The 13,134-nt window shown below is 73.4% G+C and carries 15 protein-coding genes; 8 read left to right on the top strand and 7 right to left on the bottom strand.

What is annotated here, in order from left to right:
- Window positions 1–129: 129 nt before the first annotated feature.
- Entirely contained in the window at window positions 130–771 is a 642-nt protein-coding gene (locus tag AB0L37_RS29055; protein ID WP_365511633.1) for a MerR family transcriptional regulator, read from the bottom strand.
- A gap of 135 nt (window positions 772–906) precedes the next feature.
- Here AB0L37_RS29055 and AB0L37_RS29050 point away from each other — a divergent pair, with 135 nt between their 5' ends.
- From AB0L37_RS29050 to AB0L37_RS29030, 5 genes are all read left to right on the top strand, one after another.
- Entirely contained in the window at window positions 907–1,893 is a 987-nt protein-coding gene (locus AB0L37_RS29050; protein ID WP_365511631.1) for an AfsA-related hotdog domain-containing protein, read from the top strand.
- On the top strand, window positions 1,890–2,546 hold the full coding sequence (locus AB0L37_RS29045) for an HAD family phosphatase (protein ID WP_365511628.1): 657 nt from the start codon (window positions 1,890–1,892) through the stop codon (window positions 2,544–2,546). Before AB0L37_RS29050 ends, AB0L37_RS29045 begins: the two co-directional genes overlap by 4 nt.
- Before the next feature lie 50 nt (window positions 2,547–2,596).
- Complete coding sequence (gene fabG, locus AB0L37_RS29040) at window positions 2,597–3,301, top strand: 3-oxoacyl-ACP reductase FabG (RefSeq protein WP_365511625.1); 705 nt, start codon at window positions 2,597–2,599, stop codon at window positions 3,299–3,301.
- 34 nt (window positions 3,302–3,335) lie between these two features.
- The gene (locus AB0L37_RS29035; protein WP_365511623.1) at window positions 3,336–3,779 is read left to right on the top strand and encodes an ester cyclase; all 444 of its coding nucleotides are present in this window, start codon (window positions 3,336–3,338) and stop codon (window positions 3,777–3,779) included.
- Window positions 3,780–3,859: 80 nt separating this feature from the next.
- Entirely contained in the window at window positions 3,860–5,278 is a 1,419-nt protein-coding gene (locus AB0L37_RS29030) for an MFS transporter (RefSeq protein ID WP_365511620.1), read from the top strand.
- On the opposite strand, the gene AB0L37_RS29025 is transcribed toward AB0L37_RS29030, so the two are convergent.
- The 5 genes from AB0L37_RS29025 to AB0L37_RS29005 form a co-directional block, all read right to left on the bottom strand.
- The gene (locus AB0L37_RS29025) at window positions 5,172–5,579 is read right to left on the bottom strand and encodes a MaoC/PaaZ C-terminal domain-containing protein (protein WP_365511670.1); all 408 of its coding nucleotides are present in this window, start codon (window positions 5,577–5,579) and stop codon (window positions 5,172–5,174) included. The two genes, AB0L37_RS29030 and AB0L37_RS29025, sit on opposite strands and share 107 nt — an antisense overlap.
- A gap of 14 nt (window positions 5,580–5,593) precedes the next feature.
- Window positions 5,594–6,013, bottom strand: coding sequence for a MaoC family dehydratase N-terminal domain-containing protein (locus AB0L37_RS29020; RefSeq protein ID WP_365511617.1), 420 nt, complete (start codon window positions 6,011–6,013; stop codon window positions 5,594–5,596).
- A 177-nt stretch (window positions 6,014–6,190) separates the two neighbouring features.
- Window positions 6,191–7,291: a beta-ketoacyl synthase N-terminal-like domain-containing protein gene (locus AB0L37_RS29015; protein ID WP_365511614.1), complete on the bottom strand. Its 1,101-nt coding sequence runs from the start codon at window positions 7,289–7,291 to the stop codon at window positions 6,191–6,193.
- Window positions 7,288–8,505 (bottom strand): beta-ketoacyl-[acyl-carrier-protein] synthase family protein, encoded by a 1,218-nt coding sequence (locus AB0L37_RS29010; RefSeq protein WP_365511611.1) that lies wholly within the window; start codon window positions 8,503–8,505, stop codon window positions 7,288–7,290. The genes AB0L37_RS29015 and AB0L37_RS29010 overlap by 4 nt, the downstream gene beginning before the upstream one ends.
- A complete protein-coding gene (locus AB0L37_RS29005) occupies window positions 8,498–8,773 on the bottom strand; it encodes an acyl carrier protein (RefSeq protein WP_365511608.1) in 276 nt (91 codons plus the stop codon). Before AB0L37_RS29005 ends, AB0L37_RS29010 begins: the two co-directional genes overlap by 8 nt.
- 189 nt (window positions 8,774–8,962) lie before the next feature.
- On the opposite strand from AB0L37_RS29005, the gene fabD reads away from it, so the two are divergent.
- From fabD to AB0L37_RS28990, 3 genes are read left to right on the top strand one after another with little or no spacing between them, the layout of a single operon-like run.
- Window positions 8,963–9,943 (top strand): ACP S-malonyltransferase, encoded by a 981-nt coding sequence (gene fabD, locus AB0L37_RS29000; protein WP_365511605.1) that lies wholly within the window; start codon window positions 8,963–8,965, stop codon window positions 9,941–9,943.
- Window positions 9,940–11,598 carry an NAD(P)/FAD-dependent oxidoreductase gene (locus AB0L37_RS28995; RefSeq protein WP_365511602.1) on the top strand — a complete coding sequence of 553 codons (1,659 nt, stop codon included), beginning with the start codon at window positions 9,940–9,942 and terminating at the stop codon, window positions 11,596–11,598. The genes fabD and AB0L37_RS28995 overlap by 4 nt, the downstream gene beginning before the upstream one ends.
- 3 nt (window positions 11,599–11,601) lie before the next feature.
- Complete coding sequence (locus AB0L37_RS28990; RefSeq protein ID WP_365511599.1) at window positions 11,602–12,111, top strand: helix-turn-helix domain-containing protein; 510 nt, start codon at window positions 11,602–11,604, stop codon at window positions 12,109–12,111.
- On the opposite strand, the gene AB0L37_RS28985 is transcribed toward AB0L37_RS28990, so the two are convergent.
- Window positions 12,085–13,104: a Ku protein gene (locus tag AB0L37_RS28985; protein ID WP_365511596.1), complete on the bottom strand. Its 1,020-nt coding sequence runs from the start codon at window positions 13,102–13,104 to the stop codon at window positions 12,085–12,087. The two genes, AB0L37_RS28990 and AB0L37_RS28985, sit on opposite strands and share 27 nt — an antisense overlap.
- Window positions 13,105–13,134: the final 30 nt, after the last annotated feature.

Genomic DNA, 13,134 nt, shown 5'->3' with positions numbered 1-13,134 from the left:
TTCCCCGCGCCCCTGAAATGCAGACGCTTCGCGTCGCATTTCCCCGATGAAGGCTGCGCGCAGCGCATGCCTTCAGGGGCGCGGGGAACTGCGCGGCCAGCCCCCACCGGGCCCGCAGACGCACAACCCTCAGGCCGAGCGCCGGGCCCCCTGGAGCTTCGACGACGCGTCCTCCTGGGCGATACGGCGCAGGGCACTCATCGCCGCGTCACCCAGGACCGTGCCGAGGACGACGCCCTCGACCTTGCCGTCCGTGCTCGGCGCGTGCGCCAGCGCCGCGAGTTCCGCCGAGGCGAGGTCGCCCGCCGCCGCCGCGTACTTGTCGAGCAGGACGAGGAGGTCGCCGCGGTCCAGGTCGCGGTAGGTCACGACGATCTGGACCAGCGACTGCCACCCGGGGTTCTCGGGCTTGGCGGCCCAGCCGTGGCGCCGGACCAGGTCGGAGACCTCCGCCTCGGCGCGCTCCCAGTCCTCCTGACTGCCGCGCTCCGATGCGGACTTGGTGACGGCGGACTGGGCGACGCCGAGCGCGCCGTGCACGGTGCGGTGCGGGGAGTCGACCTCGGCGAGGACCTCGCGGGCCGCGGCGATGGACAGGCCGCCGACCTCGAGCATCGCCCGGATCAGCTTGAGCCGGCGCACGTGCCCGTCGTCGTACGCCACCTGGTTCGGACTGGTGCGCTCGCCCGCGGGCAGCAGGCCCTCGCGCGAGTAGTACTTGATGGTCGGCACCGGAACTCCGGTCCGCCGCGCCAGTTCTCCGATACGCATTCCACGAGGATACCCGGACGGGCCCGCACCACCCCTGGCCGCTTTTATCGGCGTTGAATTCCGCTGCCATTCGAGTTCCACCGGCCACTGCGACGCTGCCGGGGCAAGACCGTTCCCCTGCCAAAGGAAACAGGTATGACCACAGACGTGGCTCCGGAGATTTCTACGGCGCCCGCGGAACTCAGTTACGGGCGCACCGTCGACCGCTCCCTGGTCCACCGGGCCGCGGTCTCTGAGGTCTTCGTCACCGACATCCGTCCGCTGGCCGAGAAGCGGGTGCGGACCGCCGTCCAACTCCCGCTCACCCACGGCTACTACAGCGACCACGCGCAGCGCCCGGCCGTCTACGACCCGCTGCTCCTCCTGGAGTCCGGCCGGCAGGCCGCGATGGCCGGGTCGCACGCGCACATCGGTCTGTCGCACGGCACCACGATGATCGTCGACACGTTCCGGATTCAACTGGGCGATCTGAAAGGCCTGTTGGTGCGGGACGAGCCGGGGCGGCTCGTCATCGACACCGAGTACGTGGGGCGGCCGACCCGGCGCGGGCGCTACCGCAAGGGCACCGTCGTGCAGCACTACACGCTCGACGGCGCCGACATCGGCGACCACGAGATGGACGTCCTCTTCCTCAACCAGCACGAGAACGAGGTCCTGCGGCATGCCCAGCGCGGTACGCCCGCCCCGCTGACCTCCGAGTTCTGTGACGGGGCGGCTGAGAGCGGGCTCGACGTCGAGCCCGGCGCCGTGGGCCGCGGCAACCCGCTCAACGTCGTCCTGTCCCGGCATCGGGCCACGGCCGCCGCCGTCACCGCCGAGGTCACCCCGCGCTTCGACAACCGGGCGCTGTTCGACCACGTCTACGACCATCTGCCGGCCATGACGCTCGTCGAGGCCGCGCGTCAGCTGGCCCTGCTCTCCACGGGCGAGCCCGCCGTCACGTACGCGACCGGTTTCGAGGCGCGCTTCTCGCGCTTCGCAGAGCTGGACGACGTCGTGACCGCCGAGGCCCCGCGGATCGGGCCCGGCGAGGGGCGGCGGGCGCTGCCCGTGCGCTTCCTCCAGGACGGCGCCGAGATCGCGTCCGTCACCGTCACCGTGACCTCGGGGAGCGAACTGTGAGCCAGGACCGCACCACCCGCCGGATCGCCGTGTGGACCGACTTCGGCGGCGTCCTGACCCCGCCGATCGCCCACACCATGGGCACGTTCTGCGCGAGCCAGGGCATCGACCCGGGGGCGCTGCACAGCGCTCTCGGCACGGTCACCGCCCGCTACGGCACCGCCGACATCATGGAGCCGATCGACACCCCGCTGGTCTCCGAGGCGGAGTGGCTCGGGCAGGTCAGCGAGGTGCTCGCGGCCGAACACGGCGTCACCGGCCTGCACTTGACGACGCTCGCCGACGCCTGGTTCGACGGGCGCGAGACCAACCACGCCTGGGTGGCGACGCTGCGCAAGGCGCGGGAGAGCGGCGCGTTCGTCGGGCTGCTCTCCAACATGGTGCCGACGTGGGACGCGCACTGGCGCCGCATGGTCGACCCCGCCGAGCTCTTCGACGACGTCCTGCTGTCGTTCGAGGTCGGCCACCGCAAGCCGTCCCCCGGCATGTTCGCGCTCGCCGCCGAGCGGGCCGGGGCGCGCCCCGCCGACTGTGTGCTGATCGACGACCTCGCGCACAACTGCGCGGGCGCCGAGGCGGCCGGCTGGCAGGCGATCCACTTCACCGACACCACCGCCGCGGCCGACCGGCTCGCGGAACTCCTCGCGGCCTGAGAACCGGACGCCGTGTCCCTCGCCGCCACGCAACCACAAGGAGCCCGTCCGTGAGCCGTTCCGTGCTCGTCACCGGTGGCAACCGGGGCATCGGCCTCGCCACCGCCCGCGCCCTCGCCGCACAGGGCGACAAGGTCGCCGTCACCTACCGCTCCGGCGAGCCGCCCGAGGGCCTGTTCGGCGTGCGCTGCGACGTCACCGACCCCGTGTCCGTGCGCCGCGCGGTGGAGGAGGCCCGGATCCAGCACGGCCCGATCCAGGTCCTCGTCTCCAACGCCGGGATCACCCGCGACCAGCTGCTCGTCGGCATGGACGACGCGGACTTCCGCGACGTCATCGAGACGAACCTGCTGTCGGCGGTGACCGTCGCCAAGGAGGTCGTCCCCGACATGCTCAAGGCCCGCTGGGGGCGCATCGTGTTCATGTCGTCGATGAGCGCGATGGCGGGCGCCCCCGGACAGACCAACTACGCCGCGTCCAAAGCCGGGTTGATCGGTTTCGGGCGGTCCCTCGCACGCGAGGTCGGCCGCCGCAACGTCACCGTGAACATCGTCTCCCCCGGCCTCATCGAGACCGACATGGTCAAGGACGTCACGGACGCCCGCCGCGAGCACGTCCTGAGCCAGACCTCCCTGTTCCGCGCCGGACGTCCCGAGGAGGTCGCGGCGGCCGTGCGGTTCCTGGTGAGCGAGGAGGCCTCGTACATCACCGCCGGCGTGATCCCGGTGACGGGCGGCCTCGGCGTCGGCCACTGACCCCCACCCATTCCCGTAACCAGAAAGGCAGTTCATGTCCAACGACACCGTTCTGGAGATCGCCCAGCAGATGGGGCGCGTCTTCAACGACCTCGACGAGAAGACCGCGTACGACCTGGTGGCCGACGACTTCGTCGACTACGAGGCCCCGCCCGGCACCCCGGGCGGCCCCGGCGGCTACCTCGGCACCGCCCGCTGGATGAACTCCGTGTTCTCGGAGGCCAGTTGGGACCACATCGACTCGTTCGCCGACGGCGACAAGGCCGTGATCCGGGTCCGCTTCACCGGCATCCACACCGGTGACTTCCTCGGCTTCCAGGGCACGGGCAACAAGGTCGACGTGGAGCACATCCACATCTACCGGGTCGGCGACGACGGCCTCGTGCACGAGCACTGGGCCTGCCGCCAGGACCTGTTCCTGCTCGCGCAGATCGGCGCCGTCGAGCTAAAGCTGCCGCCGACCGGTACGCAGGCTTAACCCCCTCCCCCACCCAGGCCGCCGGACCCGTCACCGTACGGGCCCGGCGGCCTGTCGTACGTACGAGAAAGGAACGAACGATGAAGGAGAAAGGGGCCGCGTGGGCGCTGATCGCGACCTCCGTGCCCATGTTCATGGTCGCGATCGACAATCTCGTCGTCACCAACGCGCTGACCACCATCGCCGACGACCTCGACACCCGGCAGGCGGGCCTGCAATGGGTCGTCAACGGGTATGTCCTCGCGTTCGCCGGGCTGCTCCTGGCCGGGGCCGCGCTCGGTGACCGGATCGGGCGGCGGCGGGTGTTCCTGTGGGGCATCGGACTGTTCACGGCGGCGTCCGCGGTGTGCGCGCTCGCGGACTCGGCGGGCGCGCTCGTCGCCGCCCGCGTGGTGCAGGGCGCCGGGGCCGCCGCCGTCCTGCCGGTGTCGCTGACCCTCGCCGTCGCCTCGGTCGGCGCGGACCGCAGGCCGCTCGCGGTGGGCGTGTGGGGCGGCGTCAACGGCCTGGGCATCGCGCTCGGGCCGATGGCCGGCGGCCTGGTCACCCAGGGCCTCGACTGGCACTGGATCTTCTGGATCAACGTGCCGATCGGCCTGCTCGCGCTGCCGCTCGCCCGCTGGGCGATCGCCGAGTCGAAGGGCGCGCCGCGTCCGCTCGACGTGCCCGGGGTGGCGCTGGTGACGGGCGCGGTGGTGGCCGCGGTGTGGGGCATCGTGCAGTTCGCGGACGGGTCGGCGGCCCTGGTGCGCTCGCTCGGCGGGCTCGCGCTCGCCGGGCTGCTGCTCGCCGCCTTCGGGGCGTGGCAGCGCCGGACGCCGACGCCGCTCGCGCCGCTGCACCTGTACCGGATCCGGCCGTTCATGCTGAGCAACGCGCTGGCCCTGGCGATGTACTTCGGAGTGTTCGGGTCGATCTTCTTCCTCGCCCAGTTCATGCAGGGGCCGATGGGCTACTCGCCGGTCGAGGCGGGGCTGCGGACGCTGCCGTGGACGGCGGCGCCGATGGTCGTGGTGCCGGTGGCCAGCGCGCTCGTGGGCCGGGTCGGCGGGGGCCGGCTCCAGGCGCTCGGCTGCCTGTGCCAGGCCGGCGCCCTGGGGTGGCTGGCGCTGATCTGCCGGCCGGGTCTGTCGTACGGGGCGATGGTCGGCGCGATGATCCTGGCGGGGGTCGGGATGGGCCTGGTGTTCGCGGCGAACCCGGCGACCGTCATCGGGTCGGTCGCCGAGCACGAGCACAATCTGGCGTCCGGCGTGAACAACACGGTGCGCGAGTTCGGCGGCGCGCTCGGCATCGCCGTGCTCACCGCCGTGTACCTGCACGGCGGCCTCCGGAGCGCGGTGCTCACGGGGGCCGCCGTGGTGTTCCTCGGGGCGTTCGCGGGGCTTGCGATCAGGCCGGCGGCCACGTCGTCGCCAGGACGGCCCGCGTCCGGGCCAGCACCTTCTGCCCGGCGCAGCGCACCGTCAGATCGACCCGCACCGTCCCGTCTGCCCTGACGTCGGCGACGACGCCGTCGACGGTGAGGTCCACGCCGTCGGCGGTGTCCGGGACGGGCACGGGGCGCGTGAAACGGGTGCCGTACCCGACGACCCGCACGTCCGCGCCGGCCGCCTGCCGCGCCCAGTCGGTGACGGCGGTCGCGGCCAGGCCCATGCTGAGCATGCCGTGGGCGATGACACCGGGGAGCCCCACCGCCTCGGCGCGGGTGTCGGACCAGTGGATGGGGTTGTGGTCGCCGGAGGCCGCGGCGTAGGCGACGAGGCGTTCGCGGGTGATGCGGAAGGTGCGGGCCGGCATCGTGTCCCCGGGGTTCACGGGGTCTCATCTCCCTTGCGCGATACGAGTGTCGAGGTCGTCGTGCAGACGAGGGCGCCGCCCTCTCCCGCCTCGCGGACGTGGCCGCGCAGGGTGACCACGTCGTTGCCGTCGACGGTCTCGGCGGCGACGACCTCGACGGTGACGGTGAGGCGGTCGCCGGGGCGGATCGGCCGGACCTGGTCGAAGCGCTGGTCCCGGTGGACGACGCGGCTGAAGTCGAACCCGAAGCCGGGGTCGTCGGTGACCTGCTTCTCGGCGCGCATGCTCAGGACGATGGGGTAGGTGGGCGGCGCCTCCGGCCCGGGTTCGGTGCCGAGGACGGCGGCGAACTCGCGCAGCGCCTCGCGGCCGATCTCGTAGGGGGCGGTCGGGGGGTAGGTGCGGCCTGCGTAGGCCGTGTCGAGAGGTGACACCGGGGCTTCCCTTTCGGTACGCGGACGGCTCGGGTGGTTGGTGTTCGGTGGCGAGTGCGGCGTGCGTCGTGGCTGGTCGCGCCCCGCGGCGGAGCCGCGGATCGACACGGCATCGCGCCCCTGACGGCGACGGCGCCCGCGGGATGAACCCACGGGCGCCGTCGCGGAAGGGACGCGTCAGGCCGGGCAGCGGACCACCATCGCCGCCGCGTTCCCGTCCCGGCCGATCGACGTGACCAGCGAGATCCCGGCCGGCCCTGCGGCCAGCAGCGCCGCCAGCTGGAGCGCGCCGCTCGCGCTGTACGTCTCGCCGAGCGCGTCGGCGACGCGGAGGACGCGGGGCGGCAGGGATCCGCCCAGTGCCCGGCGCAGCCCGCGCTCCTCGACCCGACCGAGGCCCCGGTGGTGGGCCGCGCCGAGGGACACCGCCGCGATGTCCGGCGCCGCGACCCCGCTGCGGCCGAGGGCACGGGTGATCGCGTCGGCGAGCCCGTCCGCGTACGACCGCGCGTCCGGCGTGAACCGGACCTCGCAGGCCAGGAGTTCGGCGAGGACGGCCCCCGCGGGCCGCTCCCGCTGGACGGTGAAGACCGCGGCGCCCTCCCCGAGCGCCGCGCCCTCGCGCAGGACGCCGGTGCGGTGCCAGGCCCAGGCCGCGGGCGCGCTGAGCTCCTCCACGCCGCCGACGAGCAGCCGGTCGGCGCGGCCCAGGGTGAGGGCGAGCCGGGCGTGCCGGAAGGCGAGCAGGGAGGCGCTCTGGCCGCCGGCGACGGTGGCGTTGAGGCCGCGCAGCCCGTTGCGGATGGCGATCTGGCCCGAGGTGCTGTTCATCACCGTGTTCGGGAAGCGGCCCGGGTTGACCAGGTACGGCTTCTCCATGGTGAGGGTGTCGTGCAGCAGCGTGCTGTGCGTGGACACCGACCCGGTGTTGGTGGCGAGGACGACGCCGGTGCGGTCCGGCGCGGCGTCCCCGGCGTCCGCCTCCAGGAGCTCCTTGCACGCCACCAGGCCCAACGAGGTGAGCCGGTCCAGGTACTTGGTGCCCTTGCGGCCGAGCCGCGCCTTCACGTCGAAGTCGCGTACGGCACGGACCGGGCGTCGCGGGTAGTCGGCCGCGTCGTCACCGAGCGGCGACGACTCCAACTCGCTGTCGGTGCGCAGGAGTTCGGCCAGCGGTTCCAGACCGTCGCCCGCCGCGGTGATGACCCCGGCGCCGGTCACGTAGAGCGGCTCGACGGGGGCCGCGGGACGGGCCCGTACGGCCGTCGCGGTGGTCACGAGACCCTCCCCAGGATGGTGATGACGTTGTTGCCGCCGAACGCGAAGCCGTGGTTCTGCACGATGTCCAGGCGGGCCGGGCGGCCGGTGCCGGGGACGCAGTCCACGCCCTCGCCGAGCGCCGGGTCGGGCACCTCGACGTTGGCGGTGGGCGGCAGGAAGTCCTGCTCCAGGGCCTTGCAGCAGGCGATCGCGCCGAAGCCCGATGCCGCGCCCATGGTGTGGCCGAGCATCGACTTGATCGAGCTGATCGGCGGGATGCGGTCGCCGAACACCGCGCGGGCGGCGGCGACCTCGGTCGTGTCGTTGGTCGGTGTGCCGGTGCCGTGCGCGCAGATGTAGTCGATCTGCGCGGGCTCGACGCCGGCCGCCCGGTGCGCGGCCTCGATGCACGCGGCGATGCTGGTGGCGTCGGGGTGCACCATGTGGGCGGCGTCGCAGTTGGCCGCGTACCCGAGCACCTCGGCGTAGATCCGGGCGCCGCGCGCCTTCGCCCCGTCGTACGTCTCCAGGACGAGGACGGCGCCGCCCTCGCCGGTGACGATGCCGGAGCGGTCGGCGGCGAACGGCCGGGGGACGTCCTCGGCCATGGCGCCCAGCGCGTAGAACCCGGCGTGCGTCAGTCGGTTGACGGCGTCGGCGCCGCCCGCGAGCATCACGTCGGCCTCGCCGCTGCGCACCAGGTCGTAGGCGTAGCCGAGGGCGTAGTTGGAGGCCGAGCAGGCCGTCGGGATGGTCTGCGTCTCGCCGGTGAGGCGCAGTTCGGCGCTGACGGCGTTGGCGATCCTGGAGGCCGGGGTCTGTCCGGCCAGTTCGCCGTCGACGGCGGACAGACCGTCCGCCACCCACTGCTCGGCCAGGGCCTGTACGACGGCGGACTCGCCGCTGGTGGTGCCGAGGATGGCCCCGGCGCCGGCCGCGGTGAGCTGCTCCTCGTCGATGCCGGCGTCGGCGACGGCGAGCCGGGCGGCGGCCGCGGCGAGCAGTCCGCTGCGGCCCCAGCGCGCCGGGTCGAGCCGCTTGAGGTGGTCGGCCGGGTCGAAGTCGAGGACCTCACCCGCGTTGGCCCGCGGGAAGGCGCTCGCGTCGAAGCTCTCGATCGGTCCGGTGCCGACGGCGCCCGCCCGTACGGCGTCGGCGAAGACGTCGGCGCCGATGCCGACGGGCGACACCGCGCCGAGCCCGGTGATGACGACGCGGCGGCCCTCAGGCATCCGCGTTCACCTCGCCGTGCTGCACGACGGCGGCGACCAGCAGGCGCAGGTTCACCAGGTCGCCGAGTTCCGTCTTGGGTATGGCCACGCCCAGCTCCTTCTCGATGCGGGAGACGACCGTGATGAGGGAGAGCGAGTCGCTCTCGTAGTCGTCGATGAAGTGGCCGCCGTCGGTGAGCTCGCCGTCCTCCAGCTCCAGTTCCTCGACGACGATCCGGCTCACCTGCTCGCGGACGTCCTGTTCGGTCCGTACGGTCTGCGCGGTCATGTCCGTTCCTCTCCTCACCTGCCGACCCCAACCGGCCGGACCTGATGGACCGTAGGAGCGCCTGGTGAAAGGCGCGTCGAGGCCGGATGAAACGCCCTTTCATCGGTACGCGATCCGGGCTCGATCGGCGTTTCAGAGGAGCCTGTGAGCATCGGCGCGTCCGCTGGATCCCTGGCAGGGAAGAGGTCGATGAACGACATGAACGGTCCACGCCTGGCACTGGTCTTTCCCGGTCAAGGAGCGCAGCAGCCCGGAATGGGGCGCCCCTGGGTGGGCCGTCCCGGCTGGTTCCTCGCGGAGCGGGCGAGCGAGGTGTCGGGGCGCGACGTCCAGGAGCTGCTGCTGCGCGCCGACGCGGAGCAGCTGCGCCGCACCGACAACGCCCAACTCGCCACGTTCGTCCTGGAGATGGTGATCCTTACCGAGCTGCGCCAGGCGTTGCCCGCGGCGGGCCGGCCGACGGTCTGCGCGGGGCACAGCCTCGGCGAGTACGCGGCCCTGGTCGCGGCCGGAGTGCTCGGCTTCGCCGACGGGGTACGCCTGGTGACGGCGCGCGGCGAGGCGATGCGGGCGGCCTGTGCGGCCCGCCCCGGCACCATGGCCGTCGTCCTCGGGCTGCCCGCCGCCGACCTGGAGCAGGCCGCCGATGAGGTCCGCGCGGAGGGCGGGCAGGTGTGGGTCGCGAACCTCAACTCGCCGCAGCAGACCGTGCTTTCGGGCGCCGCGGACGGGGTCGCGCGGTGCGCCGCGCTCGCCGAGGAGCGGGGCGCGACGCGCGTCGTGCCGATCCCGGTGGGCGGCGCCTTCCACACGCCGCTGATGGCGCCGGCCGCGCGCTCCCTCACCGCGACCCTGGCCAGGACCGAGCTGCTGCACGGCTTCGCGCCGGTGGTGGCCAACGTGGACGCGCGGCCGCGGCGCGGCGCGGACGACTGGCGGGCCCTGCTGCGGGAGCAGTTGACGGCGCCGGTGCGGTGGACGGACTCGGTGCGCACGATGGCCGACGAGCTGCACTGCGACATGTTCGTGGAGGTCGGCCCGGGCCGCACCCTGACGGGTCTGGCCCGCAAGATCGCCCCGCAGGTCTCACGGCTCACGGTGAGCGAGCCGGGCCAGCTGCCCGCCGTGCCGTCGCCGGTGCCGTCGACGCCGGTGCGGAGCGTGGCGTGAGCGGCCCGGCCGCGCGGGGCGCGGAGCGCTGGGACGCCGTCGTGATCGGCTCCGGGATCGGCGGCCTGGTGTGCGCGGCGTATCTCGCCGTGGCCGGGAAGCGGGTCCTGGTCGTCGAGCAGGCGAACGTCGCGGGCGGCAACAGCCATGTGTTCCGCAGGCGACGGGCCTACGAGTTCGACGTGGGCGTGCACTATCTCGGGGACTGCGGGCCCGGCGGGCTGCTGCCCGCGATCCTGGACGGGCTGGGTCTCGCCGGCCGGATCGAGTACCGGCCGATGGACCCGGACGGCTTCGACCGGGTCGTCGTACCGGGCGCGACCGTGGACGTACCGGCGGACTGGGACACGTACCGCACCCGGGTCCAGGCGGCGTGCCCGCCGGAGGACGCGCCGGGGATCGCCGCGTTCCTCGACGTGGTGGCGGGTCTGGGCGCGGAGCGGCGGGACGCGATCGTCGCCGCCGAGGACGTGCCGATGGCCGAACTCCCGCGGCACGCACCGCAGTCGGTGGCATGGGGGCGGCGCACGCTCGCCGAGCTCTTCGCGCACTGCGGGCTCTCGCCGCTGGCCCGCACCCTGCTCGCCGCCCAGTCCCCCAACTACGGGATGGCGCCCGACGAGGCCACGGTCGCCCTGCACGCGACCGTCACCGACCACTATCTGCGCGGCGCCGCCTACCCGCGCGGCGGCGGGCAGATGCTCGCGGCCGGGCTCCTGGAGGTGATCCGCGCGCACGGCGGCGCGCTGCGCACCCGCTGCCGGGTCACGCGGATCGAGACGGAGGGCGCGCGGGCGCGCGGTGTCGCGTTCGCCGACGGCACGGCGGTGCGGGCCGACGTCGTGGTGTCCAACGCCGACTACCGGCGCACCATGCTCGACCTGGTCGGCACGGAGCAGCTCCCCCGCAGGCTCGCCACCAAGACCCGCGACGCCCGGATGGCGCTGCCCTGGGCCGCGGTCTATGTGGCGCTCGACCGGGACATCGGGCGGCGCGCCAACCTGTGGTGGTACCGCGACGGCGACATCGAGCGGTTCTACGAGCGGCTGCGTGCCGGCACCGTGCACGGCGGCACCGACTTCCTGTTCGCGTCGTTCGCCTCGGGCAAGGACCCGGACACCCGCCGGATCTGCCCGCCGGGGCACTCCAACTTCCAGCTGATGACGCTCTGTCCGCCCGGGTTCGAGCACTGGGGCGTCACGGCGGGCGAGGCGTACCGGGACAGCCCCGACTACCGCAAGCACAAGGCGCGCCTTGTCGAGGACGTGCTCGACACCGCCGAGGAACTCCTCGGTCCGCTACGGGGACACCTCACGCACGTCGAAGCGGCGACGCCGCTGACGCACGAGCGGTACACGCGCTCCAGCGGCGGCACACCGTTCGGCATGGCGCGGTGGGGCGCTCCCGGCGCGCGCCCGGACAGCGCCACGTTCATCGAGGGCCTGTACACGGCGGGCGCCGACAGCAAGTACGGCAACGGCATCACCGGGTCCGCGGTCAGCGGCATCGCCTGCGCGGGGCAGATCCTCGGCCGCCGCCTGATGCACGAGGTGCACACCGGAGCCGTGCTCGGTGACCCGTCGCTGCTGCCGGAGCGCCCCGCTGACTGGGACCCCCTCGCGGTGTCCCGGGCCGGCCGCGGCGCACTGGTGTGACCCGTGGGGACGCTTCCGGTCCGCCGCGAGCAGGTCGTCCGCGCCGCGGTCGCCGAGTTCGCGGCGGGCGGGTTCCACGGGACGACGACGGCCGTGATCGCGGCGCGCGTCGGCGTCTCGCAGCCGTATCTGTACCGCCTCTTCCCGGACAAGCGGGCGCTGTTCACGGCGGCGGCCGAGCACTGCTTCGACGTCCTGGCCCGGACGCTGGAGGCGGCATGCCGGGGGCTGCGCGGCGAGCGGGCGCGGGCGGCCGTGGACCTGGCGTGCTCACAACTCGTGGCGCAGCGGCGCGAGATCGTCCTGCTGGTGCTCCAACTGGCCGCCGCCGCACCGTCGTTGCCCGAGGACGGCCGACAGCTGCGCGCGGCGTGGCTCGCCCTCGGGGACGGGCTGGCCGCGCGGACCGGCCTGAGCGCTCGGACGTTCGGCGTGTGCCTGGCCAGGAGCCTGGCCGCCGACGCCCTGCGGGGTGCGGCCCGGCCGTCAGGCCGAGGCGCGCTTCCTCGGTGACGCCGTCTTCTTCGCGGAGGCGGACTTCTTCGTCGAGGCGGTCTTCTTCGTGGCCGCGGTCTTCTTCGCGGTCGACTTCTTGGCCGTCGACTTCGAACCCGACTTCGCCGAGGCCGACTTGGACGCCGTCGCCTTCTTCTTCGGCGCCGCCTTCTTGCGGGTGCGTCCGGCGAGGTGCGTGACCTCCGCGACGTCGTCGGAGGCCGGCTCGCCGCGGGCCTCCTTCGCCGCGCGCACACTGCTCTCCAGCGCGGCCATCAGGTCGATGACCTTGCCGCCGCCGGACGCGGGCGCGGCGGGGGCCTCGGACGGCTCCTCGCCCGACGTCTTCGCGGTGATCATCTCCTCGACGGCTTCCCGGTAGTCGTCGTGCAGCGAGTCCATGTCGACCTCGCCGAGCGTGTCCATCAGGGCGTCCGCCAGGTCGAGTTCGGCGTCGCGCACCGTGACGTGGGTGTCGGGCGCGGCCTCGTCGGGTGCGCGGATCTCGTCCGGCCACAGCAGGCCGTGCATCGCGATGACGTCGTCGACGACGCGCAGCATCCCGAGCCGTTCGCGGCCGCGCAGCGCGAACTTGGCGATGGCCACCTTCTTGCTCCGCTTGAGGGCCTCGCGCAGCAGCGTGTACGGCTTGGCCGCGGGGACGCCGTTCGCCGAGAGGTAGTACGCCGTGTCCATCTGGAGCGGGTCGATCCGGTCGGCGGGGACGAAGGCGACGATCTCGATGGTCTTGGCCGTGGGGATCGGGAGGGCGGCGAGGTCGTCCTCGGTGATCGGGATGATCGAGCCGTCGGCGTCCTCGTACCCCTTGCCGATCTCGGCCGCCGTGACCTCCTTGTCCTCCAGCTCGCACACCTTGCGGTAGCGGATGCGGCCGCCGTCCTCCAGGTGGATCTGGCGGAAGGAGATGGAGTGGTTCTCGGTGGCGTTGACCAGCTTGATCGGGATGCTGACCAGGCCGAAGGAGATGGCGCCGTTCCATATGGAGCGCACGGTGGACCTCCCGGGTTTCCCGTTGGCCGG

Source organism: Streptomyces sp. NPDC052225 (assembly GCF_040679615.1).
Lineage (GTDB): Bacteria > Actinomycetota > Actinomycetes > Streptomycetales > Streptomycetaceae > Streptomyces.
This window is presented reverse-complemented; position numbering and strand designations above follow the sequence as displayed.